Origin of the sequence: Aeromonas sp. R9-2, from assembly GCF_040908025.1 — a bacterium.
In the GTDB taxonomy this organism is placed as follows: Bacteria; Pseudomonadota; Gammaproteobacteria; order Enterobacterales; family Aeromonadaceae; genus Aeromonas; species Aeromonas veronii.
Genome location: NZ_JBFOCX010000033.1, coordinates 1 through 21,161 on the forward strand (window position 1 = coordinate 1; position 21,161 = coordinate 21,161).

The window sequence follows — 21,161 nt, forward strand, 5'->3', positions numbered from 1 at the left end:
CGCAAGTATTCGGCTATTAAGCGCCATTTAGCCTCATTTTCGAGGCTTATCTCGATTTTTGGGCACAGCTATCCCATGCCCGTATCATCTGGTCCACGCGAAACAGATTCGCCAGCGTAAACAACATCGCCAGTTGGTTGTCGTTCTTGCGCAGCCCCTTGAACCGCGCCTTCACAAAGCCAAACTGACGTTTGATGATCCGAAACGGGTGCTCCACTTTGGCGCGGATGCTGGATTTGAGCCTCTCAAAGGCAATCACAGCCTTGTTTTTGCGCGGATGCTTTTTGAGCTCCTTGAGCCTGCCAGGTCGCATCACAATCGCCCATTGTGCCTTTACATCCGCCAGCTCTTCACGGTTTTCTGCACCCTGACATCCTGCGTCAGCGAACACAAATGCCTCCTCGCCATGGAGCCGATTTCCCACTTGATTGAGGTCGTGCTCATTGGCTGCCGTGGTCTCCAGACTGTGCGTCAGGCCACTCTTGGCATCGACACCGATATGAGCCTTCATGCCGAAGTACCATTGATTGCCTTTCTTGGTCTGGTGCATCTCGCCGTCACGCTCGCCACGCTTGTTCTTGGTCGAGCAAGGGGCCTCAATGAGAGTGGCATCGACCAGCGTGCCTTGCTTCATCATGATGCCGGCGTCAGAAAGCCACAGGTTGACGGCGTCGAAGAGCTGCCGGGCCAGCTGGTGCTGCTCCAGCAGATGGCGGAAGTTCATGATGGAGGTGCGGTCGGGGATGGCCTGGTCCAGTGAGAGCTTGGCAAACAGACGCATCGAAGTAACCTCGTAGAGCGCATCCTCCATGGCGCCGTCGCTAAGGCTATACCACTGTTGCATGCAGTGAATGCGCAGCATGGTATCGAGTGGGTAGGGGCGACGGCCATTACCTGCCTTGGGATAGACGGGCTCGATGACCTCCAGCATCATTGTCCATGGGAGCAACGCCTCCATGCGAGCCAGGAATAACTCCTTACGGGTTTTGCGGCGTTTGCCATTGAACTCGCTATCCGCGAAGGTGAGCATGATGACCCATGCTGAACCTTATCCCTGATGCCAAGTGGGGCTCATGATCTCACATCAGGGACTTGTTCGCACTTTCCCTAACGATTATGTCGAATCATATTTACAACCTTAAAATGGCGTTTTCTCAATCTTGGTGTCTGATGTTATTTTGCATGGTTAGTGTCTGTAATGCGGGGCTCTGAAATTTATACATCGCCCAGAGAGCATAAGCATATCCAGCAATACAAGAGAATGCCAGAAATGCATTAACTATAAGGTTTGGTGCAAGGACAACCAGTAGGGCATTAATAAAGCATGCTGCCATCATAAAACCATGAGAGTCAGTTAAAAACTGAACCTTCAATGCAGCTTCATGTTCATCCCGGGCATAAACCTGATCTGCAACAATCTTCCACCCGCTCCTGTTGCTATCATGATAAAGTGATATGAGGCTAGGCACATCGTTTACCATATTGTTTTTCAGCGCAAGCAGAAGCTTCCCCTTACGTTTGACGACGAAAACTTTTTTATTACTATTTTTTTTAGATCTGATAAGAAAGTTAAACATGTTTGGATATCTACCGTTCGTTCTTTTGAGTATCATTAATTATGTTGATATGAGAGTGTTGAAGGCATGCCTGATTTGAAATGCCTTCAATGCTATTATTGCTTCTGGCAACCATCTTTTCAGCTAATAAATTTGGATAAGTTTCTCTCACCCCCCCCTCCATTCATTACGCCCTGTTGATATTATTTTTTATTAGTTGTTTTGAGTGGTGTTGTCGTTACGATCTGCTCGGCATAACTTTCTTGATCGAGGTTGTGTCGGTGGTTTTTGTTGTATGAAATCATCATCCCGATATGTGTGTTCAAATTGTGCCTGTTTGGCTGGCAAGTGTTTCTTGTCAGCCTTTTTTTATCTCTGTTTTCTTGTTGCTCTGCTGGTCTCTCTATGGTTGGCGTATGTGGTGGTGTTTTGTATGTCATTGTTTTTGTTGTTTTTTATTTTTTATTGCCTTTTATTTTTAGCTTTTATGAGTTTGCCCTGCGATTGTGTTTCGCCGTGCAATAAGCTGTCTTGTTCTGATCATTAATGCTGGGTGCTAAATATGTGTAAAGGTAAAAAAGGTAAAAGTGTTGCTGAACAGTTCAGTGCAAAATGGACTGGTTCGGGTAGTCAGGTAGGTTCTAATGCTATGCGAGTAAAGCATGGTCTTGCCTGGTTAAACATAGTATTGCAGTTGTCATATCCGCTTGCACTGGCATTCACCCCGGCTGTACGTGCGGCGGTTAATTCTTCCAATCAAGATGCGGTGGTCAACACTGCCCAGCAATTACCTGACCTTGGCAGTTCAGCCAGTTCTGCGGCCAACCCTTTTGAAACCGAGGCGTCTGAAAAGGCGATGGCCACTGTCGCGGTGGAATCCGGTCAGCTGCTTTCCAATTCCAATGTCGGCGACCAGGCAAAGTCTCGTGCTATTTCGATGGGTGAGTCTGCAGTCAATGGCGCCATTAATTCCGGGATGGGGCAGTTTGGTACTGCCGCTGTTTCATTGAATTCGACCGACAAGGGGTCGTTTGATTTTCTGTTGTCCGTACTGGAAGGTAAGGACTACCTCTTTTATACCCAACTTGGTGCGCGCGCTGATGAAGAGCGGACTTTCTTTAATGCGGGTCTGGGGGCGCGTTTCTTTCAGCCAGAGGTCATGTTCGGTGTTAACTCATTTTATGACTATGACCTGACTGGGAATAACCTTCGTCTTGGTTTGGGTGCTGAGTTGTTGCACGATTATCTGAAATTGGCGGCCAATGGTTAAATGTGCGTCTGAAAGCCTATCTGCCTTCTTATCCGCAACTGGGGGCCAACGCTGCCTTTGAGCTATATTACGGTGAGGAGGTGGCGCTGGCAGGTACCAGTGAGCGGGCCGTCAATCCATCTGCCTTCTCCTATGGTTTGGAATATACCCCCTTCTCTTTGCTGACGTTTGGTGTCGGTCAGAAGCATTGGGGCTCAACCCATGACACCTCGGTCAGCATGGACCTGAACCTGCGTCTGGTCTGGGTGTACCGCTTTCCAAGCAACTTTATGGAGCCAGTGTTGGTCAGTCGCGCACCCTGATGGGTCGTCGCTATGACCTGGGTGAGCGTAACAACACGATTGTGATGGATTATCGCAAGCAGACGTTGGTGACGGTGGCAATGCTGGCCAGTGGTAATCCGGTTGCAGGTGGCGTGATGACAGTGACGCCGACGTGGTGGCCAAATACGGTCTTGACCTGGTGAAGTGGTCGCGCTTTCGTTTAGTGCCGTGGATGAAGCTGCACGCAGTGGCAATGAGCTACATGAGTCACAGACGCTGACAACGGATGAGAATGGTCAGATGAGCACTGTGCTGACAAGCACCCGGGCAGGCCACACAGAAGTGACGGCGACTTGGATAGCTCACGAGGTGAATGCGACCGAGCGTTTTGCATTTGTGGCTGACCAGGGGACGGACTTTACCGTTGCGACCGGTGCGATTGCTGATGGCAGTGCTACCAACGCGGTAAGTGCGACGGTCAAGGATGCCGTAGGCAACCTGGTGGGGGAAGGAGTTGTGGTGACCTTTACAGTTACCAGCGGCGCAGCGCGTTTTGTCGATATGGATGGGGAGCAGTTCATTGTTGTCACAACCAACGACAAGGGGGCGGCTTGCGTCTGCTCAGTTCGGCCGAGCTGGTTGCAATCTCTGCGGATAAGGTCAAGCGACCGGGTAGCTGGCCCAAAGGTCATCTTTACTGGACCTCGGAAGAGGTTGCCAAACCGGATTACCGTACTGTCTATCTGGAGACTGGGGGTATCGTTACCTATGGTGGCGGCTCGCCCAATCCTGGGGGATGACCACTCCGGCCGTGTGCGTAAAAGCACAATCCTGATTGGCGTAATATAAGCGGTCTGCTCAAGTACCTGATTTGGTTGACCACTACAGATATCAACCGGCACAGCTAACCCTGTGCCGGTTTTTTATGGAGTTAAGAACGGTTGAGCCCTCTCAATCGTGAAGTCGCTAACGGATCTAGTCTCTGTTCTTGATGAGTGCGGACAACACATCGGTTTGGGATAGCCATTGCAGTGCTGAATTGGGGTTGCAATGATAGGTAGTCAATCTAGCTTGCTTTGTGATTGCTTGCCCTATGCGGTTAATCCGATGGTTTGAGTAAAGTCGTTATCAAAGCTAACGCAGTCGCTGGCCAATATGTTCCCTGGCATGTATCGCATCCCCACAAACTCACCTACATAATAAAATGCCTTGCCTAATATTAAATAATAATCAGAGCCAATCGCTATTTGTGGATTCGTTTGAGTTTTTAAGGGCTTGTGTTGTCGTGGTCTTGTATATAGCCTGCTGTTCCATTTTTAAATTAATCGTGAAGTGTTAACGCTTATTTATTTTGGTGGGTACGCGAACGAACACTTCAGCTGTTAATACAAGGGGAGGTGACAAAGATGATGTTCCATGGATTACACCGTGTTGCACAAGCATTTATCATTGCGTTGTTTCCAATTGCGGCTAATGCAACATATTCAATTATTGCAATTGACACTAGCCATCATCGCATGGGGAGTGCTCTTGGAAGCTGCCTGGCCAGTAACGGGCAGACTGTGCCAATGACCCTGCTCGATAAAACCAACATGATTGTGCCTAGTCAGGGAATATTCCAACATCAAGGGTTGCTTTATCGTAATGAAGCAGTATTGGCCAAAGCTAATCAGTTACTGAATCAAGGGAAGGATGCCTCATCGGTTATTACCTCCTTAAAAAATGACGCATCGATCAAGCTCCCTGAGCAACGACAATATGCTGTGATTGCCAAAGATGGGATTGTCACATCCTCCGATTTTTACAATGGGAGCATGCTGTCATCTGTTGCTGGAACTATCACTGGCAGTGTTGGGTCTATCTCATATGTCATATCTGGCAATCGTTTGAAGAGTGGTACGCTGACCTTCCTTGAAAACGCATTTACCAGTAGTGAGGGAGGCGTTGAGACCAGATTGATGGCCGCCTTCGCTGCCATGGCTGATGAAAAAACTGTCGGTGATGCAGGCTGTGCCCACTACACTGCAGGTACTACCAATTCGTATATAAAAGTGATCAATTCTGACAATATACGCAATAACTATATAACACAAAGTAATTTTGAGTTTGTATCGAAAGATTTGACAGTTGATGCAGTAAAAAATCTGAAACCATTTTATGATAAATATCGAACCAGTAGCGATTATATCAATGATGTCAAGCTTACGGATGCTCAATCATTTGATTCAGCGCACTATGCGGCAGCCAATGAGTCCGTTTATTTCACTGTTCCTCCTGAATATAATGCTGGGAGTGTGAAGAGCGCGCCTGATACTATTTCACCAACCCCAACCAGAGGGTATTCGATGGTTGAGGCATTAGCTTATCATCCATCTTCTCAGTTTACCGTTCCTGTAAAAATCAGAGTTAGCAATGTCGATCGCTCTGGTAATACCTACACGATGAATTCTGCTGTCAGCGGCAAACTCAGGCTCTCTTTTTATCATGGTGATAACCTGATCGTTCCGACCGGGGATTATCATGTTGGCTTGAATGTTATCGCAACCAACAATGGCAAACAGAGACGGATTTTTATTCCACTGACACTCTCTGTTAATAATGAAGTGATTACCTTGGCAGGAAAGGTATCTGGCACATTTGCTGCTGGTGCCGCTGACTGGAATGCTACATATAATAAAGCAGATCAAATATGTACACAGAGTCGCCAACTTGATTCCAGGATTACAGAGACATTTGGTTTCTTGAAGTTCAAGGCTTTGCTATCCAATCGTGCAGACGTTGTATCTCCTGGCGTTATTTATCGCCGTGGGGGGCCTTGGCGTGATGCCCTTACAACAATAATTAATACTAACGCCAGTTCGTCAGGCCATGAGCTTGTGTTCAACAGCAGTCAGACTGGTACCGTTACCCCTTGGGGGGATCGTGCCTGGTGGGGCACTACAGACCATCGTTGGGATTGTGGTAAATGGGATGATAACTACAGTGGCTGGGTTGGTGCCAATATGGATCCGGGAGCAAAGGGTATTCAGACTATAGATAGGGAATGGTGCACCAATAATAACTACCTGGTTTGTGTATCGACAGGTGAGGATGCAATGGAACAGTAAGCTTTAAATATTAAAATTTGGAGTTGTTTTATATGATGTCCGTAACATTGAAGTTCAATTTTGAACACGATATTGAGATTGATGTTGATGTATGTGAAATACGATTTGATGGTAAGCATTTTATTTTGCAACGTGATGAAATTAATCAAGGCATGCTACTTTTAAAGACTTCTATTTTTGATGATGATTCGGCATACCAAGCATTATCACTAAACTGTGTTGCATCTAATGCAATTAATGTAGATATAAAAAAAGACAGGGTTGAACAAGGTTAAACCACACTATTACCCTCTTTTTTATTTAACCATTTCGAAAGGGGTATAACGTTATGTTCTTAGGCAAGAGAATCCCAAGGTATTATGCGATAGCCTCATGGCTCTATGATGAGAAGGAATTTGTACCACTCTGCCAAGTGTTGAAAAAATTCCAACTAACTGACCAGCAACTTAGTGACGATCTTTATCGGATAAAGCATCGTGGAGGCCTTTATGATATCAAAGTCATATCATATAAAAAGCACATTAAAGTGTTCAGATTGCCTAGTCGTACCGCTATTTATTCTAGTAGGGCTCAAGAACAAGATGAGGTTTGTTTATATTGGAAGGCTCTTATTAGAGAGAAAACACCAAATTTACATAATGTAAATTGATGATTGATACTGCTGTAATGTTCCATTTTTAAATTTACTTCATGAGGATTCTATTATGAATCGGGATGTTAAGTTAGTTGTGACATTTCTTCTTACTTTTGCTTATGCTCCATTCTCGGTTTTTGCTAATTCCCCTGGAAACGCTCTATGTCTTGGGGAGAGTATAGATACTGATAAGTCAGTAGCCAATATTGCTCCCGCATATTTCGCAACAAAAAATAATTTAAAACAGCCTGTCACTGTAATCTGTTCTGCAGATTATGGGATTACTCCTGGCATACAAGATGATATGGCATCACAATTAAATGACCTGATTGTATTAGCCTCATCAATGTATAAGGATGATGTACCTGTGGTCATCTATCTTCCATCTGGCACATATAATATTGAGTCACAGATATATCCAAAGTCAGGAGTAAGGCTTGTCGGCTCGAACCAATACGGTCCTTCAATCCTTAGATCTAAAAAAGGTGCGATTATTCACACTGGTGGTGATTGGTATACTGAACTCGACAACTTTCAGATCGAACAATTATATTTTGACAACATTCGAGCTATGTTTAATGGAGGGAGAAAACAAAGAATAGCTTCCATTTTGAATATCTTTTTTAATACAAAAACGCAAAGTGAGCAGCCATTCATTGAGCATAAGGGAAAGCATGTTATTAGTAATGTTTTTCTTCGCAATGCGCAGAGCCCAGGGATTGGTCTTTATTCCTATGCAACTAAAGGTGCTGAGATAAGAGGGAATATTTTCGGCAACGCTATTGCGTTAGGTTATGATAAATTCTGGTCCGGTACAGGAACCCATGCAAGGGAATATACTGGTTATGAAGTTTATCAACTTTTTCTTAAGCCTACCCATGAACTTTCATTGTCTAGACGCTCGCAGATAGATGGTTTTTTTCAAGGTATTTCTCTGAGCTAGGCTATGATTCTTTCATGTTTAATGATTTTAGGAAGCAGCCACAGGGGAATTTTACTATGGCTTGGTTTAGTAACATGGATGATGACCTTGATTTTGTGGGTAACGTACTTGAGAACGATGGGGAGAAAAATGCGTATAATCCAATTACGAACCAAAGAGACTTGGATAATAGCTATTTAGCTACTCTTCGCCTTCATAAGAACATGACTATAAGCAAGAACTACTTTGGTAGCTATAAAGAATCTGATGCTGCATTGGTAATCAGAAATGGTGAACAATTAACTCTAACTCTAACTCTAACTCATTTTAGAAATATAGATGTCAATCAAAGAGATTGGGAAGATGCTCCAATAAACAATTTCCATATTCATGCTAATCGCTTTTCAGAGAGAGCCAATTACTATTATTATAGTAACTATAAGCACGCAACACTTAATGTACCTCAAAACGTTTATCTCTCATATAATGTTTTCGAAGAACAAGACTCTGCCACTGGTGACCTTGTAAATTCCAATGGTATGGAGTTGTTTTGTACTTATGATGATGAGGCAAGTCTAAATACAAATACGAAAACTGTTTATGAACTGATTGAACCAGAGTATGGACGAATTCCTGATGACGGGTTAAGGGCGCAACCGGCAATCTGTGCTGGAAATATGACTATTGTAAACCGAGACTTGGCATCGGCCTCTTTGTCTTCATGGAGCCCTATGTTGAGTTATGGAGAGCGTTTGCCCCATCTAGATAAAAGATTTACAGATATAGGTAAGTGGAAAACAATGATTAAATAATATAGATATCATTATCAATTGGCCTTCAATTTAGTTGTTGGCCAAATACTTCTTTATTAAAGCTATGAATAATTCTTGTAAATGCATTGATGTTTTTTCTTGGTCTTGGCTGGCTCTTTGTTAGCTTTGTGGCGGGGGCTAAGTTGCTGGTACACGATAAAGAAAATCTGAAACACTCGAGGTAAATCACTAAAATCACTGTGATAATTGATTTTGTTGTGTCAAATGAAGCCGCCCTGACTTTAGTTGCTGTATTGTTATGTTTTTTTACTTATACTGTCAGAAAGCGATCTCTACAGGTGGGGTTTCATGGTTTACGTTGATCAGTTTACTGGCTTTGTGTTTAGCGGTGATTCTGTGATAGGGCATCTGAACCAGAATGAGCTGGCAATTATCAAGTGTCTTATCGAGCGAGAAGGAGAGGTGGTATCAAAGGACGCTCTTCTGGTTGTGGGTTGGCCTGGGCGAATAGTTGTTCCTAATTCTGTTAATATGGCTATAAAAAATATTAGAAGCATACTGCTTAAGGTGACGAATGAGCCTCTTATTGTGACCCTTCCCCGTGAGGGGTATCGCCTTCTACCTGGTGTTATTTCTATGAGAGCAGCAGAGGATGGAAGTGTAGCTATTGCTTCCGAGAGTACATCTATCACGACAGGTAAAAGCTTACTTGATAGTCATTTTGTTAGGTGGGTCAAAGCATTTTACCAACCTGTGCTATCATTCCGTTTTATATTTTTAGGCGTTGTAGTTGCAATCCTTTGGGCTGCAGTGGTGAGCTTGCTAAGAGACCGCGAGCCTTTACATTGTGTTGAGTATAAAAACATTACAGTATGTACTGTTGAATCGGTTGGTTTATCACCATCTGTTCTGGAGGGGGCTCCGTCAGATAGTGGGACTTATATCTATGGTATAGACCCTGTTACTGGGAAAGGTATTTATGAGAAAAAGCACTAAGCTTTCACTTTTTATAGTGTTATTATTTCCACTTTTGTTTTTGCTCGTGCCATTCGTTAATAGCTATGGTTGCGATTATCGCTCTCAACTTGACACTCCAAATATAACTATTGCTGGTGTTTGCAAGAACGGTGTGCTAAGAACACTAACACACTTTAAAGATAGTGGCTTAACCATTAGTAATACAATGCTTGTTGCTTATAGAGAGCCATATTTGATGACTGTGTCTATAAGCAAAAATGTTGTCACCCCGCCTATAACTTCAAGTACTCAGGATGCTCTTAATATACTAAGTGCTGAGTATCTGACTCCTGTTGTAAGGCGCTTTCATATAAAAAAAATAGGCAATGACTATGTTTTTTTATTGAGGCCTGCGACAGTTGACAAACCTAACGCCAACCTGATGTATAAAATGAAATTGGACGGTGTTTTCTCATACTGGGACTAATCATATGTTATAATGTATTGATTAGTAAACTTTGTGAGTTTATATCTTTTAATTTGTGTATTACATCTTTTATTCTAAATGGTTTAATGATCAAGTAGTCATCTATAAAACTTACTTTTTCTTGTGTGGTTGCCAGTTGTGCTTCACTGGCAACAAACAAGATTTTACTATTGTTACCCCTTTTGGCAGATAAGTTCATGGCCTCCTCAATTGCTCTGATTTTTCTATCGGAGCAATAGCATGTGGTGTCCAGATCATAGATTATCAGATCTAGGTTGTTATCAAATTTATGCCCTATTCGTACATCTGCACTTTTTATTTCACTGGGGTTTATTAATCTCACATCTTGAATGAAAGACTGCTGTTTTAATACTGATCTAAATATATCTTTAATTACACCAAAGCTGCTTACCACAAGAACATTCATCGCAACAATACCCTATTTTTTGATTGGTTAGGTTGTTAGAGCAAAATATTTTTCACGTTGTGTGCGTGTTGTGTTGCTATAGTACGTCTGCGAAATGCATTTTTGTGAGTAATAACTCTATTTTATTTATATGAAAATATAATATTCAAGTAAAACAGGTGGTTGCGATGTCGTTTCATGTGGTGCTGATTTTTGCACCCCCTGTGTTTTAAGTTTTTATGGTGTTCTAAATGTATAATTACCAAGTTCTCTGTTGGGGGGGGGGTAATCTAGTCTTTGGCGGGATGGCAACCCTTGGGGCCTTTCATGTTAAACTCGCAGGCAGGTGTCTTTTTAAAATGTCATATCTCTATTCTTGAATGTTCATTTTTAATTTTTCAAATTTTTTATGTACCCTGGTTGGATATAGATTTGTATAGATTTGCCAAAGAATATTTATGTTTCTATGGCCAGTAACCTGTGCCACCTCATCAATCACAAATCCAGCCTCAAAAAGGCGACAGGCTCCTTCACGCCTTAGGTCATGCCATCTAAGATCTTCAATGCCAAGTTCTTTTCTTACTCGCTGAAAACCTGCAGTAACACTTCGGCTATTATATGGGAATATTCTCTCATTGGTTTTTGGCTGTCTGTTCAGGATCGTCCATGCATCCCCAAGAAGAGGGACCAGCATATGATTTCCAATTTTTTTCCTTGGATCTTTGCGATCTTCCACCAACACGGCCCTATTTCGTTCATCGACGTCAGACCATTTAATTTTGCATACCTCGCTTATCCTCATACAGCTCAAGATGGCAAAATCGAGCATATCTGTGTAAGGAATTTTCGCTGTAACTCGGTTTTGTCGCATTTCCAATTTTGTAATGATCTGTGCTAACTCGTCATTTACCGGACGGCGGGTGCGCTTTTGAGATTTACCTACCAGTTTCAGGTTGTTGAGGGTCTTGCGTGCTTCCAGGATGAGCTTATTGTCGACGGGGATATTAAAGACCGGGTTTGCGGCAGCAAAAACAGTTCCAAGGTAGCTTATGTCATGGGCAATGGTGGCTGGAGAGGCTCCCGCATCTTTTCTGGCTTGACAGTGATCGACTAAGTCTTTGATGGTGAGCTCGTCGGCATTGAGCTTGGCGATATCGCAATCGGCAACCAGGTCGAGGCAATAAGCCTTGGTTCTGCCTATGGTGGGGCTGATGGCTGGATGGGCACGGTAGAGCGAAATGAGTTCGCGGATGGTCGGAACAGGCTGGCGTTTGCTCGGGAGGCCGTCTCTTTCGAGCATCGCCAACATCTGCGTTCCCCAGCTCTTGGCGTCGGACTGTCTGCCAAAGGTTCGAGATTCTCGGTATACTACCTCTTCGCCTTTATGTTCCCTGACGGTACAGCGATAGCGTAACTCGCCTTTGCTGGTCCTACGTTTTTCTATTGTGTAGCCGGCCATAGATACCTCGTGGAGTACACCTGCCCCATGAAATGGTGGGGCAGATATGGGGCAGGTTCAATCAACAAATGTCTGGAAACACCCGCAAATGACTCAGAAACAAATCAGTGAAAACCCCGTTAAATCAGGCTCTGAGGCCATATCTGGCAAGCCTGTCCACCTCCAGACATTCTCGATTGCCCCCATGCTGGACTGGACTGATCGGCATTGCCGTTACTTTCATCGACTGATGAGCCGCCAGACCTTGCTCTATACCGAAATGGTGACCACCGGTGCCATCATCCACGGCAAGGGGGATTATCTGGGTTACAGCGAGCAGGAGCACCCCATTTCCCTGCAGCTGGGTGGCAGCAATCCGGCCGATCTGGCGCGCTGTGCCAAGCTGGCCGAGGAGCGCGGCTATGACGAGGTGAACATCAACGTCGGCTGCCCCTCCGATCGGGTGCAAAACGGTCGTTTTGGTGCCTGCCTGATGGGGGAACCGGCGCTGGTGGCGGACTGCGTCAAGGCGATGCGCGATGTGGTCGATATTCCGGTGACGGTGAAGACCCGTATCGGTATCGACGATCAGGACTCCTACGAATTTCTGCAGGCATTCATCGAACAGGTGCGCGATGCCGGTTGCGACACCTTTATCGTCCATGCCCGCAAGGCGTGGCTGAGCGGCCTGAGTCCCAAGGAGAACCGCGAGATCCCGCCCCTCGATTATCCCCGCGTCTATCGGGTCAAGCAGGATTACCCGGAGCTGACCATCGCCCTCAACGGTGGTGTTACTTCCATGGAGCAGACTCTCGAGCACCTGCAACACGTCGATGGCGTCATGATGGGGCGCGAAGCCTATCAAAACCCCTACATTCTGGCGCAGGTGGATAATCTGGTGTTCGGCCAGAACAACGCCGTGCCGAGCCGCCACGAAGTGGTGCGGATGATGCTGCCCTATATCGAGCAGGAGCTGGCCAAGGGCAACTACCTCTCCCACATGACCCGCCACATGCTGGGGCTGTTCCAGAACATGCAGGGGGCCCGCGCCTGGCGCCGTCACCTGAGCGAGAACGCCTGCAAACCGGGCGCCGGTATTCAGGTGGTGCTGGATGCCATGGCCAAGGTGCCGGAGTTTGCCGCCAGCGAGCAGGGCGAATAACTCTCCTGTCAGGCAAAGCGAAAAAAGCGCGTCAGTTGACGCGCTTTTTTGATCGCTGTCGCTTCAATATCTGAACTGGTTGATCAGCCGCGAGAGATCCTGCAGCCGCTCTACCAGCAGGGTGATGCCATCTAGCGCCTGCCTGCTGTTGTCGGCGGTGTGGCTGGCTAGCTGGTGGATCTGGTGCACCCCTTCATCGAGGGTCGCCGTGACGTCGGCCTGCTGACTCACCGCCTGGGCGATCTCGTCGCTGGTGCGGGTTACCTGCCCCAGCATCCGGTTGATCTGGGTGAGCACGTCGGCGGTGGTGCCTGCGTGCTGCTGGCAGCGCACCGAAGTCTGTGCCCCTTGTGTCATCCCGTCCGACAGCTGTTGTGTAGTCTGTTGCAGCGCCTGGATCATCTCGTGGATCTCGCTGGTCGAGGCTCGGGTCTTCTGGGCCAGCGCCCTCACTTCATCCGCCACCACGGCAAAACCGCGCCCCTGTTCGCCCGCCCGGGCGGCCTCGATGGCCGCATTGAGAGCGAGCAGGTTAGTCTGGTCGGCGATTTGACTGATCACCTCCAGAATGCCGCTGATCTTCTGGCTGTCGCTGGTGAGCTGGGCCAGCACGGCGTGGTTGGCATCCAGCTCCTGATGGAGTTGGTTGACGGCAGAACGGGTGGTCGCCAATGCTTGCAGCCCCTCGTCGGATACCTGCTGTACCTCTATGACCAGATTGCTCGCCTCATGGGCACTGTGGGCCACATCGCGAATGGAGTGGCTCAACTCGGTGATGGCGGTCGCCAGCTGCTCGCTGTGGGCGCGCTGCTGCTGCAGATGAGTATCAATGGTCTGGATATTGCCCCGGTCATCTTCGGCTGCCTGCAGGATCTGCTGGTTGGTGTCGGCGCTGCGCCCGACCACGGCCTTGAGCTCGGCCTGTTTCATCCGCAGGGCCAGTTCGACGGCCGCCAGGGTGTCGCGCCGTCGGGTGTAGAGCACCTGACAGAGGCGGGTTCCCTTGTCTTGATCGGCAAGGGTGAGCAGATGAGCCAGCCGTTGCTGCAATCGCCAGCCGTGGGTTGCCTGTGCCAACAGCAACAAGGCGGTGGGCAGCAGCCATAACAGGTTGCCGGTAGCAAAGGTAGCAAGGGTGGTGAACAAGGCAGAAACGGAGAGCCAGAGGGTCAGCTGACCCGGTTCAAAGTGAAAGCGGCTCAGCCAGGGAAGCGCCTTGCCGCTGCGCAACAGGCCATAGAGCTGCTCGGCCCAGGCCACATCGCTGGCGGCGGGTTTGGTGCGCACCGACTGGAACTCGACGATCTCCTTCTGCGCATTGAGGATCGGGGTGACGTAAGCGTTTACCCAATAGAACTGACCGCTTTTGGCGCGGTTCTTGACCAGCCCCATCCAGCTTTTGCCCTGTCGCAGCCGCTGCCACATGTCGGCGAAGGCCGCTTTGGGCATGTCGGGGTGTCGCACCAGATTGTGGGGTACTCCTTCCATTTCGGTCGCTCCATATCCGGCCACATCACAGAAGTGCTGGTTGGCATAGGTAATATGGCTGGCGGGATCCGTGGTCGAGATGAGTGCGATGTTGTCGGGGAAGTGTATCTCCCCCTCCTGATGGAGTTTGGTCATGTGTCGTTCCTGAAAAAGCCAACTAACTGATAACTATGTTTTTATTGTCGTTCTCAGTTAATCATTCTAAGGCTCTTCAGTGCCCCGAACTTGGCTTGGGTCAATTAATCAACACAATGAATTGATGAAGTGAGGGTTAGCTGGCCGGTGTGAAATCGTGAACTTCGCCGCTTCTCGGTTTAAAGCGCGGATCGCTATCTTTGTAGCTGCGCACCAGCTCCATCGTCTTGCAAAAGCTGGTCTGCTTGTCGTACTCCTGACGAGCCAACTCGATGGCCCGTTCGGCCCGGCGCCGCTCCATCTTGTCAGACTTGCGATCGCTGAACTGTTGCTGCTGGTGCAGCATCCAGCCGACAAACTCTTGCTGGCATTGGGATTCGCTATTGGCCTGCGCGGGCAGGGTCCACAACAACGAGAGCAGTATCAAATAACGCATGTCTGACTGGGTATTGAAGATTAATTGAACAGAAGGGGCGGCATTTTAGGCTGTAAATCGGGATGTGAACAGTATCAATAGCGAGGCCCCGCAGGGCCTCGCATCGTTGTGGCCGGTCTCAGTGTTTGACGAGGTAGAGTTGGCGGCTGTAGGCCACATCTTCCGGGTTGTTGATGGGGTAGCCCTTGAGCCATGGCTTGATGAGGCGGGCATTGGTGTACTGGTAGATGGGGGCGATGGGGGCTTGATCCAGCAGGATCGTCTCCGCCTCGCCAAACAGCTTGCTGCGGCTGGCGGCATCCTGGGTGCTGGCCGCCTCTGCCAGCAGCTGGTCATAACGGGCATTGGCAAAGCCAGCCATATTGCCACTGTGACGAGAGCCCCACAGGCCGAGGAACGCTGACGGGTCGTTGTAATCGGCGACCCAGGAGGAGCGGATCACCTCGAACTGCCCGCTTTGGCGGCTGTCGAGATAGGTTTTCCACTCCTGATTGGTCAGCTCGACCTCTGCGCCCAGCTTCTGTTTCCACATGCTGGCAATCGCCAGCGCCATCTTCTTGTGAATTTCCGCGGTGTTGTAGAGCAGGGTCAGCTTGAGCGGCTTGTCCGGGCCGTAACCGGCCTCCTTGAGCAGGGACTTGGCCTTGCTGTCCAGCGCCGGCTGGCTGCTGGTGGAGAGCAGGTTGGCGGCCGGGGTGAAACTGGCGGTCACATCCGGAGTGAAGTGATAAGCAGGTTTCTCGCCGGTGCCGAGCACCTTGTCGGCGATCAGCGCGCGGTCGATGGTGTAGGAGAGCGCCTTGCGTACCCGCACATCGTTCAGTGGTGCCTGACGGGTATTGAAAGCGTAGTAGTAGGTGCCGAGCTGATCCGGGGTATAGACCTCATTCGGGATCTGCTGCTTCAGTTTGTCGTACTGTTCCTTTGGGAAAGATTCGGTGATATGCAGATCGCCCGCCAGATAGCGGTTGGTGGCCGCGCTCTCCTGATTGATCGGCATGAAGATCACCTTGGTCAATACGGTATGGGCCCGATCCCAGTAATAAGGGTTGGGGGTCAGCTCCAGCTTCTCGTTGACCACCCGGTTGTTCAGCACAAAGGCACCGTTGCCCACCAGTTTGCCGGGCTGAGTCCACTGGTTGCCGTACTGCTCGATGCTGGCCTGATGGAGCGGCGACAGGCTGGGGTGGCTCAGCAGGTTCAGGAAGTAGGGCACCGGCTGGGAGAGGGTCACATGCAGGGTGTGGTCATCGAGGGCCTTGACCCCCAGCTCGCTGGCAGGCAATTTGCCAGCGACTATCTCGTCCACCTTGTCGAAACGGGCCAGCTGGGCGAACCAGGCGAAGGTGGCCGCCTCTTTCGGGTCGACCAGCTTGCGCCAGCCGTAGACGAAGTCACCGGCCTTGACCGGATCGCCGTTGGACCAGCGCGCATCCGGGCGCAGATGGAAGGTAAAGAACTGGTTGCCCTTGTTCTCCCAGCTGGCCGCCACCCCGGCAACCGGTTTGCCATCCGGCCCCTGGGTCAGCAGCCCCTCGAACAGATCCCGCAGTACCTGCAACTCCGGCAGGCCGACCAGCTTGAGCGGGCTCAGGCTCGCAGGTTCATCCTTGAGGTGGCGAACGACAATCTGCTCGGCGGCGAGTTGTGTTCCGGCGGGAATATCGGCAGCCTGGACAGCAGCACAGCCCAGCAGGGCCAGCAAGGGGGTCCATCCTTTCATGGGTCGGATCCTTCAAATAGTGTGAAGCGGGGAGAAAACTCGGCGAGAAAATATCGCCGACAGATGGGAAATCATGATATCCCGTTTGCTGGTCTGACCGCCAGCATTCGACTCTCACTCCCAATCGGGGTAGAAGAGCGTTCCCGGCGTCCGTGCAGTTCAATGTGGTGAGGAGTGTCAAACGATGAAAGCATGGTTATTGCTGGCCTGTGTGTTGAGCCAGGGTGCCTGGGCGTTGGCCCCGTGCCAGAGCGACACAGCGGTGGGCAACTGGTGCGAGATCGGCATCGATGCCTTGCACCCGACTCAGGGGGGCGTCGGCCAGATCCAGGTCGATGAGACCCAGGCCACATTGGCGGGCATGAGCGCAAAGCAGCTCGACAAGTTGATGAAAAAGAAAGAGATCCCCGTGGTGATTGCGCCGGATGGCAGCTACTGGCTGGTGGACCGCCACCATCTCACCAAGGCGTTGTGGCAGCAGGGCGTCAAGGATGCCCGGGTCAAGGTGATTGGCCGTCTGCAGGACAAAGCCAACTTCTGGAGCCAGATGCAGAACAACCATTGGGCCTGGCTCAAGGATGAGAAGGGGCAACCACTGACCCCGGAGCAGTTGCCGACCAGCATCGACAAGCTGCCTGATTACCCCTATCGCACCCTCGCCGGACTGCTGCAGAATGCGGGCTACTTTCGCAAGGACAAACAGGTCTATTTCGTCGAGTTTGCCTGGGCCAGCTGGCTCGGCAAGCAGATGCAGTGGATGCCGGTGGACAGCGCCAATCTGGCGGCCCGCCTGCAACAGGCCAAACGGCTCGCCTGCGGCAGCGATGCCAAGGATCTACCCGGTTATCCCGGCAAGCAGTGCAGCCTCAACCAGTCCAAAAGCGCGCAATGAGTGGATGTGCGATGACGGCGTCCAGAGCATGCCGGAGATAAAAGAGGGCGACCCCGGGGTCGCCCTTATGCTGTCAGCTACTGGTTAGCGGTGGTCACTCATGGCGCTCCGCCCAGTGGGCAGCCGCCTGTTCAAGCAGGGCGACGTCACCTTGCTGGATCAGCGGTAGCAGATCGTTGACCTGTTGATCCCGCCAATCCCACCAGGCGAGGGCCTGTAGCCGGGCAATTTCCTCCTCGCCAAAGCGCATTCGCACCACCCTGGCCGGGGTGCCCGCCACCATGGCATAGGACGGTACATCCTGATTGACCAACGAGCGGGCGGCGATGATGGCGCCGTCGCCGATGGTGACGCCGGGCATGATCATCGCCTCCATGCCGATCCAGACATCGTTGCCGATGCGGGTATCGCCAGCGGGGCGGTAGCTGCGCTGGAGCGCCGCCAGATCGGCGAACGGATAGGTGCTGATGAAGGACGTGTTGTGGGTGTGGTTGCCGCCCATGATGATCTTTACTCCGGCGGCAATCTGCACATAGTCGCCGATATGGAGCCGGTCGATATGCCAGAGCGGCTCCCAGCCGGTTTCCGGGCTGCGGCTGAAGGGATCGCCATGGAGGTAGCGCACCGCCACCTCTTCGAAGGGGCCATCCCAGGCACCCGAGTAGTAGCTGTGCTGCCCTTTGAGGCAGATATTGGGGTTGGTCACCGTCAGGTGCAGGTATTCGACCTGCGACCAGTGTTGGCAGGTGCTCATATTGGTACTCCTTTGCTGAATGGATCGGATGGGTTGCGTTCGCTTGAGCGCAGCTAATAGATCCAGACCAGCATGCGGGGCACGCAGAGCAGGGAGCAACCCAGCATCTGCGGGAGGTGTGGTCGCATTGTGGTGTGCTCCAAAGAAGAGGGAAGGGCGCGATCATAAGGTCGGGCGCCGGGTTTGCCAAGGTTGCGCAGAGATCCTGCACTAACCCTCTGGTTGATATTTATTCTCAATTAGCCATGATAACACTCCCACCATGACGGATTCGGGAGAGCGAGATGACACCGCAAAGTTGGCAACGATACATGCTGGAGGCGGAGCGTGCCTGGCAGGCCGGTTCGCTGGGGGCGGCGATCTGCTTTTATCAGCAGGCGCTGGGGGATGTTTACGAGATGACCCAGGTGGAGTTGACCGAGCTGGCCACCATGCGGGTCGCCACCTGTCACCGGCTGGCCGACTTTTGGCGGGCGATGGATGAGCCGACTTACGAGCTGCGCTACCTGAAGCTTGCCTCCGAGCTGGTGACGGCGCTGGTGCCGCAGTGCCCGAACCGGGAGTGCGAGGCACTGATCAGCGAGCTGGGTTGCTGTCGCGGTGCCCTGCTCGCCTTTCTCAAGCGCCACCCCAATCCGGAAATTGCCCGGCTGATCCAGTTGCAGGACAAGGTACAGGGCTGCGAGCTGATCGGCCGTTTTCGCCTCAACTGACTGGCGTTGAGCGACAGGTCAACCTCGCCGTTGGAGTTTCTGGGCGATGCGTTGTTGCGCCTCTTCCCCTTGCAGTGCCTGGGCGAAGGCGCGCGCCTCCAGATCGATGACAAAGTGCACAGCCTGTTTAAGCTCCTGTTTCAGCAGCGCCTTGCTCTTTTGCAGCGCTCTGGGTGGCTTGGCCGCCAGCTTCAGCCCCTGCTCGCGGGCAAAGGAGAGCACTCCATCGGCTGCCACCACCTTGTTGGCCAGCCCGAGTCGCAGCGCCTCCTCGGCATCAATCGCCTCAGCCAGCAGCAACAGCTCCGCTGCCTTGAGGTGTCCCACCAGACGTGGCAGCAGCAGGCTGGAGGCGAACTCCGGCACCAACCCCAGCTCGACAAAGGGGAGCTGCAAGCGGGCGTTATCCGCCAGATAGACAAGATCGCAGTGCAGCAGGATGGTGGTGCCAATCCCCACCGCCGGGCCGCCAACAGCGGCGATCACGGGTTTGGGGAAGTCGGCCAGGGTGTGGAGGAACTGCAGTATGGGGTCGTCGGGCTCCAGCGCGCTCTTGCCCATAAAGTCGGCCAGATCATTGCCCGCGGTAAAGCAATCTTGCTGCCCCTGCAACAGCAGGACATGCACCTCCTCATCGGCTGCCGCCTCTCGCAGCGCTGCCACTAGTTGCTTATAGAGCTCGGTATTGAGGGCGTTGCGCTTGTCGGGGCGGTTGAGGGTCAGGGTGAGCAAGCCATCCTGCTGCTCGGCAATGAGAATGGGGGCCATGTCTAAATCCTTGTTATTGAAAGGTGCAAAAAAGGTTGCTGCTGGGGTAACCTTGGCGCCGTTTAACAACATCATAAAAGGATTTCAACCATGTTTAAACGTGCGTTTTATTCTCTGCTGGTTCTGGGGATGACTGCGCCTGCACTGGCCAAGGTCGAGGCCGTCGATGGCTATGTGCGTTTGTTGCCGCCGGGTTCCCCCAACACTGCCGCCTTTATGGTGCTCAAGAATGACGCCGACCAGCCGGTCAAGCTGGTGGCGGCGGCTTCTGCGGCGGCGGGGCGTGCCGAGCTGCACACTCATCTGCACGAAAATGGCGTGATGAAGATGCGCCAGGTCGAGAATATCGAGATCCCGGCCAAGGGCGAGGCGGTGCTGAAACCGGGCAGCCTGCACATCATGCTGTTCGAGGTGGGCACGCTCTCCGAGCAGACCCCTTTCCCGCTCACCCTCACCATGGATGATGGTCAGAAGCTGGATCTGTCACTGCCGGTGAAGCCGATTGAGCCGATGGCAGAGATGAAGCATATGAAGCACTGACATTTGTCGTCGTTTGTTCAGGATTGACGCTGGGTATTTTGGCTGCACCGAGTAAAATAGTGCTCTTTTCCATGTATGCAAGAGGAAGTGACGTAATGAAAAAGACGCTGATTGCCGGTTTTGTGCTGGCTCTGTGCAGCCAGAGTGCCATGGCCGCTGACGACTGGCGTTTTGCCGCCGGTGCCGACGTATGGGCCGCCAAGGGCAGTGGTCAGGCTTATGGCACCAGTGCTGATGGCAGCTATGACGACAGCTACAACTGGAACGGCTATCTGCAACTGGAACACGGCATCATCTTCCTGCCGAACGCCAAGTTTGAAGTCTCCGATTTCAGCACCTCCGGCGGCAACTTCAAAAACGATCTGACCGCCTACGATCTGAGCCTCTACTACCGTCTGTTCAACAACGATCTGTTCAAGATCGATCTGGGTATGACCGGCCGTCACTACGATGGCGAGCAGGTCTATGTCGGTCGCAAGGGTTATGACGAAGATACCCTGATGGCCTATGCCGGCAGTGAAGTGAAGATCCCGGGCACCGGCATCGCCTTCTTCGGTGATCTGCGCACTCACGATGCGGACAACTATGACTACCGTCTGGGTGGTTCCTACAAGTTCTCCTCCATGCCGATCAAGCTGCGTGCCGGCTGGCGTGAAGCCAAGGTCGACTTCGCCAATATCGACCAGTCTGTCGATGGTTGGTTCATGGGCGGCGAATTCACTTTCTAATCTGACGTT

Annotated in this window: 24 protein-coding genes; 15 read left to right on the top strand and 9 right to left on the bottom strand. The window is 50.7% G+C overall.

Annotated elements, in window-relative coordinates; all coding sequences use genetic code 11:
• Nucleotides 1-46: 46 nt before the first annotated feature.
• Entirely contained in the window at nucleotides 47-1,030 is a 984-nt protein-coding gene (locus AB5Y71_RS18070) for an IS5 family transposase (RefSeq protein ID WP_368172158.1), read from the bottom strand.
• A gap of 124 nt (nucleotides 1,031-1,154) precedes the next feature.
• A complete protein-coding gene (locus AB5Y71_RS18075; RefSeq protein ID WP_368172159.1) occupies nucleotides 1,155-1,577 on the bottom strand; it encodes a hypothetical protein in 423 nt (140 codons plus the stop codon).
• Between the two features lie 541 nt (nucleotides 1,578-2,118).
• On the opposite strand from AB5Y71_RS18075, the gene AB5Y71_RS18080 reads away from it, so the two are divergent.
• The 10 genes from AB5Y71_RS18080 to AB5Y71_RS18125 all read left to right on the top strand — a co-directional run bounded on the left by AB5Y71_RS18080 (nucleotide 2,119) and on the right by AB5Y71_RS18125 (nucleotide 9,969).
• Entirely contained in the window at nucleotides 2,119-2,826 is a 708-nt protein-coding gene (locus AB5Y71_RS18080; protein ID WP_368172160.1) for an inverse autotransporter beta domain-containing protein, read from the top strand.
• 2 nt (nucleotides 2,827-2,828) lie between these two features.
• Nucleotides 2,829-3,128 (top strand): inverse autotransporter beta domain-containing protein, encoded by a 300-nt coding sequence (locus tag AB5Y71_RS18085; protein WP_368172161.1) that lies wholly within the window; start codon nucleotides 2,829-2,831, stop codon nucleotides 3,126-3,128.
• Nucleotides 3,128-3,292, top strand: a complete 165-nt coding sequence (locus AB5Y71_RS18090; RefSeq protein ID WP_368172162.1) for a hypothetical protein — start codon at nucleotides 3,128-3,130, stop codon at nucleotides 3,290-3,292. The genes AB5Y71_RS18085 and AB5Y71_RS18090 overlap by 1 nt, the downstream gene beginning before the upstream one ends.
• Nucleotides 3,293-3,700: 408 nt before the next feature.
• The gene (locus tag AB5Y71_RS18095) at nucleotides 3,701-3,889 is read left to right on the top strand and encodes a hypothetical protein (RefSeq protein WP_368172163.1); all 189 of its coding nucleotides are present in this window, start codon (nucleotides 3,701-3,703) and stop codon (nucleotides 3,887-3,889) included.
• Nucleotides 3,890-4,495: 606 nt separating this feature from the next.
• Nucleotides 4,496-6,196: a DUF1028 domain-containing protein gene (locus AB5Y71_RS18100; protein WP_368172164.1), complete on the top strand. Its 1,701-nt coding sequence runs from the start codon at nucleotides 4,496-4,498 to the stop codon at nucleotides 6,194-6,196.
• 32 nt (nucleotides 6,197-6,228) lie between these two features.
• Nucleotides 6,229-6,471, top strand: a complete 243-nt coding sequence (locus AB5Y71_RS18105) for a hypothetical protein (RefSeq protein WP_368172165.1) — start codon at nucleotides 6,229-6,231, stop codon at nucleotides 6,469-6,471.
• Between the two features lie 429 nt (nucleotides 6,472-6,900).
• Nucleotides 6,901-7,773: a glycosyl hydrolase family 28-related protein gene (locus AB5Y71_RS18110; RefSeq protein WP_368172166.1), complete on the top strand. Its 873-nt coding sequence runs from the start codon at nucleotides 6,901-6,903 to the stop codon at nucleotides 7,771-7,773.
• Between the two features lie 14 nt (nucleotides 7,774-7,787).
• Nucleotides 7,788-8,564, top strand: a complete 777-nt coding sequence (locus tag AB5Y71_RS18115) for a hypothetical protein (protein WP_368172167.1) — start codon at nucleotides 7,788-7,790, stop codon at nucleotides 8,562-8,564.
• A 309-nt stretch (nucleotides 8,565-8,873) separates the two neighbouring features.
• Complete coding sequence (locus AB5Y71_RS18120; RefSeq protein WP_368172168.1) at nucleotides 8,874-9,521, top strand: transcriptional regulator; 648 nt, start codon at nucleotides 8,874-8,876, stop codon at nucleotides 9,519-9,521.
• Nucleotides 9,505-9,969 carry a hypothetical protein gene (locus tag AB5Y71_RS18125; protein WP_368172169.1) on the top strand — a complete coding sequence of 155 codons (465 nt, stop codon included), beginning with the start codon at nucleotides 9,505-9,507 and terminating at the stop codon, nucleotides 9,967-9,969. The genes AB5Y71_RS18120 and AB5Y71_RS18125 overlap by 17 nt, the downstream gene beginning before the upstream one ends.
• 7 nt (nucleotides 9,970-9,976) lie before the next feature.
• Here AB5Y71_RS18125 and AB5Y71_RS18130 read toward each other — a convergent pair whose 3' ends face one another.
• Nucleotides 9,977-10,396 carry a hypothetical protein gene (locus AB5Y71_RS18130; protein ID WP_368172170.1) on the bottom strand — a complete coding sequence of 140 codons (420 nt, stop codon included), beginning with the start codon at nucleotides 10,394-10,396 and terminating at the stop codon, nucleotides 9,977-9,979.
• Nucleotides 10,397-10,745: 349 nt separating this feature from the next.
• A complete protein-coding gene (locus AB5Y71_RS18135) occupies nucleotides 10,746-11,834 on the bottom strand; it encodes a tyrosine-type recombinase/integrase (RefSeq protein ID WP_368172171.1) in 1,089 nt (362 codons plus the stop codon).
• Nucleotides 11,835-11,922: 88 nt separating this feature from the next.
• On the opposite strand from AB5Y71_RS18135, the gene dusA reads away from it, so the two are divergent.
• The gene (gene dusA, locus AB5Y71_RS18140) at nucleotides 11,923-12,975 is read left to right on the top strand and encodes a tRNA dihydrouridine(20/20a) synthase DusA (RefSeq protein WP_368172172.1); all 1,053 of its coding nucleotides are present in this window, start codon (nucleotides 11,923-11,925) and stop codon (nucleotides 12,973-12,975) included.
• A gap of 63 nt (nucleotides 12,976-13,038) precedes the next feature.
• Here dusA and AB5Y71_RS18145 read toward each other — a convergent pair whose 3' ends face one another.
• The 3 genes from AB5Y71_RS18145 to AB5Y71_RS18155 form a co-directional block, all read right to left on the bottom strand.
• Nucleotides 13,039-14,598, bottom strand: a complete 1,560-nt coding sequence (locus AB5Y71_RS18145) for a methyl-accepting chemotaxis protein (protein ID WP_368172173.1) — start codon at nucleotides 14,596-14,598, stop codon at nucleotides 13,039-13,041.
• A gap of 136 nt (nucleotides 14,599-14,734) precedes the next feature.
• Entirely contained in the window at nucleotides 14,735-15,034 is a 300-nt protein-coding gene (locus AB5Y71_RS18150) for a hypothetical protein (protein ID WP_005335795.1), read from the bottom strand.
• A 118-nt stretch (nucleotides 15,035-15,152) separates the two neighbouring features.
• Nucleotides 15,153-16,757: an ABC transporter substrate-binding protein gene (locus AB5Y71_RS18155; RefSeq protein ID WP_368172174.1), complete on the bottom strand. Its 1,605-nt coding sequence runs from the start codon at nucleotides 16,755-16,757 to the stop codon at nucleotides 15,153-15,155.
• Between the two features lie 184 nt (nucleotides 16,758-16,941).
• Here AB5Y71_RS18155 and AB5Y71_RS18160 point away from each other — a divergent pair, with 184 nt between their 5' ends.
• Nucleotides 16,942-17,649: a ParB-like protein gene (locus AB5Y71_RS18160; RefSeq protein WP_075115998.1), complete on the top strand. Its 708-nt coding sequence runs from the start codon at nucleotides 16,942-16,944 to the stop codon at nucleotides 17,647-17,649.
• A gap of 94 nt (nucleotides 17,650-17,743) precedes the next feature.
• Here the strand turns inward: AB5Y71_RS18160 and AB5Y71_RS18165 are convergent, their stop codons facing one another.
• Nucleotides 17,744-18,403 (bottom strand): CatB-related O-acetyltransferase, encoded by a 660-nt coding sequence (locus tag AB5Y71_RS18165; protein ID WP_236361416.1) that lies wholly within the window; start codon nucleotides 18,401-18,403, stop codon nucleotides 17,744-17,746.
• A gap of 284 nt (nucleotides 18,404-18,687) precedes the next feature.
• On the opposite strand from AB5Y71_RS18165, the gene AB5Y71_RS18170 reads away from it, so the two are divergent.
• Nucleotides 18,688-19,116: a DUF2753 family protein gene (locus AB5Y71_RS18170; RefSeq protein ID WP_005335785.1), complete on the top strand. Its 429-nt coding sequence runs from the start codon at nucleotides 18,688-18,690 to the stop codon at nucleotides 19,114-19,116.
• An 18-nt stretch (nucleotides 19,117-19,134) separates the two neighbouring features.
• Here the strand turns inward: AB5Y71_RS18170 and AB5Y71_RS18175 are convergent, their stop codons facing one another.
• Nucleotides 19,135-19,884, bottom strand: a complete 750-nt coding sequence (locus AB5Y71_RS18175) for an enoyl-CoA hydratase-related protein (protein ID WP_058056455.1) — start codon at nucleotides 19,882-19,884, stop codon at nucleotides 19,135-19,137.
• Between the two features lie 90 nt (nucleotides 19,885-19,974).
• Between AB5Y71_RS18175 and AB5Y71_RS18180 the strand changes: the two genes are divergently transcribed.
• Together AB5Y71_RS18180 and AB5Y71_RS18185 are read left to right on the top strand one after the other, a co-directional pair.
• Nucleotides 19,975-20,424 carry a copper chaperone PCu(A)C gene (locus tag AB5Y71_RS18180; RefSeq protein ID WP_005335782.1) on the top strand — a complete coding sequence of 150 codons (450 nt, stop codon included), beginning with the start codon at nucleotides 19,975-19,977 and terminating at the stop codon, nucleotides 20,422-20,424.
• A 95-nt stretch (nucleotides 20,425-20,519) separates the two neighbouring features.
• Complete coding sequence (locus tag AB5Y71_RS18185; RefSeq protein ID WP_106844095.1) at nucleotides 20,520-21,152, top strand: TIGR04219 family outer membrane beta-barrel protein; 633 nt, start codon at nucleotides 20,520-20,522, stop codon at nucleotides 21,150-21,152.
• Nucleotides 21,153-21,161: the final 9 nt, after the last annotated feature.

Bases quoted from the DNA above. Each gene is read 5' to 3' on its own strand.
- AB5Y71_RS18070 (WP_368172158.1), bottom strand. From the start codon at position 1,030: ATGCTCACCTTCGCGGATAGCGAGTTCAATGGCAAACGCCGCAAAACC.
- AB5Y71_RS18075 (WP_368172159.1), bottom strand. From the start codon at position 1,577: ATGTTTAACTTTCTTATCAGATCTAAAAAAAATAGTAATAAAAAAGTT.
- AB5Y71_RS18080 (WP_368172160.1), top strand. From the start codon at position 2,119: ATGTGTAAAGGTAAAAAAGGTAAAAGTGTTGCTGAACAGTTCAGTGCA.
- AB5Y71_RS18090 (WP_368172162.1), top strand. From the start codon at position 3,128: ATGGGTCGTCGCTATGACCTGGGTGAGCGTAACAACACGATTGTGATG.
- AB5Y71_RS18100 (WP_368172164.1), top strand. From the start codon at position 4,496: ATGATGTTCCATGGATTACACCGTGTTGCACAAGCATTTATCATTGCG.
- AB5Y71_RS18105 (WP_368172165.1), top strand. From the start codon at position 6,229: ATGATGTCCGTAACATTGAAGTTCAATTTTGAACACGATATTGAGATT.
- AB5Y71_RS18110 (WP_368172166.1), top strand. From the start codon at position 6,901: ATGAATCGGGATGTTAAGTTAGTTGTGACATTTCTTCTTACTTTTGCT.
- AB5Y71_RS18115 (WP_368172167.1), top strand. From the start codon at position 7,788: ATGTTTAATGATTTTAGGAAGCAGCCACAGGGGAATTTTACTATGGCT.
- AB5Y71_RS18120 (WP_368172168.1), top strand. From the start codon at position 8,874: ATGGTTTACGTTGATCAGTTTACTGGCTTTGTGTTTAGCGGTGATTCT.
- AB5Y71_RS18125 (WP_368172169.1), top strand. From the start codon at position 9,505: ATGAGAAAAAGCACTAAGCTTTCACTTTTTATAGTGTTATTATTTCCA.
- AB5Y71_RS18130 (WP_368172170.1), bottom strand. From the start codon at position 10,396: ATGAATGTTCTTGTGGTAAGCAGCTTTGGTGTAATTAAAGATATATTT.
- AB5Y71_RS18135 (WP_368172171.1), bottom strand. From the start codon at position 11,834: ATGGCCGGCTACACAATAGAAAAACGTAGGACCAGCAAAGGCGAGTTA.
- dusA (WP_368172172.1), top strand. From the start codon at position 11,923: ATGACTCAGAAACAAATCAGTGAAAACCCCGTTAAATCAGGCTCTGAG.
- AB5Y71_RS18145 (WP_368172173.1), bottom strand. From the start codon at position 14,598: ATGACCAAACTCCATCAGGAGGGGGAGATACACTTCCCCGACAACATC.
- AB5Y71_RS18150 (WP_005335795.1), bottom strand. From the start codon at position 15,034: ATGCGTTATTTGATACTGCTCTCGTTGTTGTGGACCCTGCCCGCGCAG.
- AB5Y71_RS18155 (WP_368172174.1), bottom strand. From the start codon at position 16,757: ATGAAAGGATGGACCCCCTTGCTGGCCCTGCTGGGCTGTGCTGCTGTC.
- AB5Y71_RS18160 (WP_075115998.1), top strand. From the start codon at position 16,942: ATGAAAGCATGGTTATTGCTGGCCTGTGTGTTGAGCCAGGGTGCCTGG.
- AB5Y71_RS18165 (WP_236361416.1), bottom strand. From the start codon at position 18,403: ATGAGCACCTGCCAACACTGGTCGCAGGTCGAATACCTGCACCTGACG.
- AB5Y71_RS18170 (WP_005335785.1), top strand. From the start codon at position 18,688: ATGACACCGCAAAGTTGGCAACGATACATGCTGGAGGCGGAGCGTGCC.
- AB5Y71_RS18175 (WP_058056455.1), bottom strand. From the start codon at position 19,884: ATGGCCCCCATTCTCATTGCCGAGCAGCAGGATGGCTTGCTCACCCTG.
- AB5Y71_RS18180 (WP_005335782.1), top strand. From the start codon at position 19,975: ATGTTTAAACGTGCGTTTTATTCTCTGCTGGTTCTGGGGATGACTGCG.
- AB5Y71_RS18185 (WP_106844095.1), top strand. From the start codon at position 20,520: ATGAAAAAGACGCTGATTGCCGGTTTTGTGCTGGCTCTGTGCAGCCAG.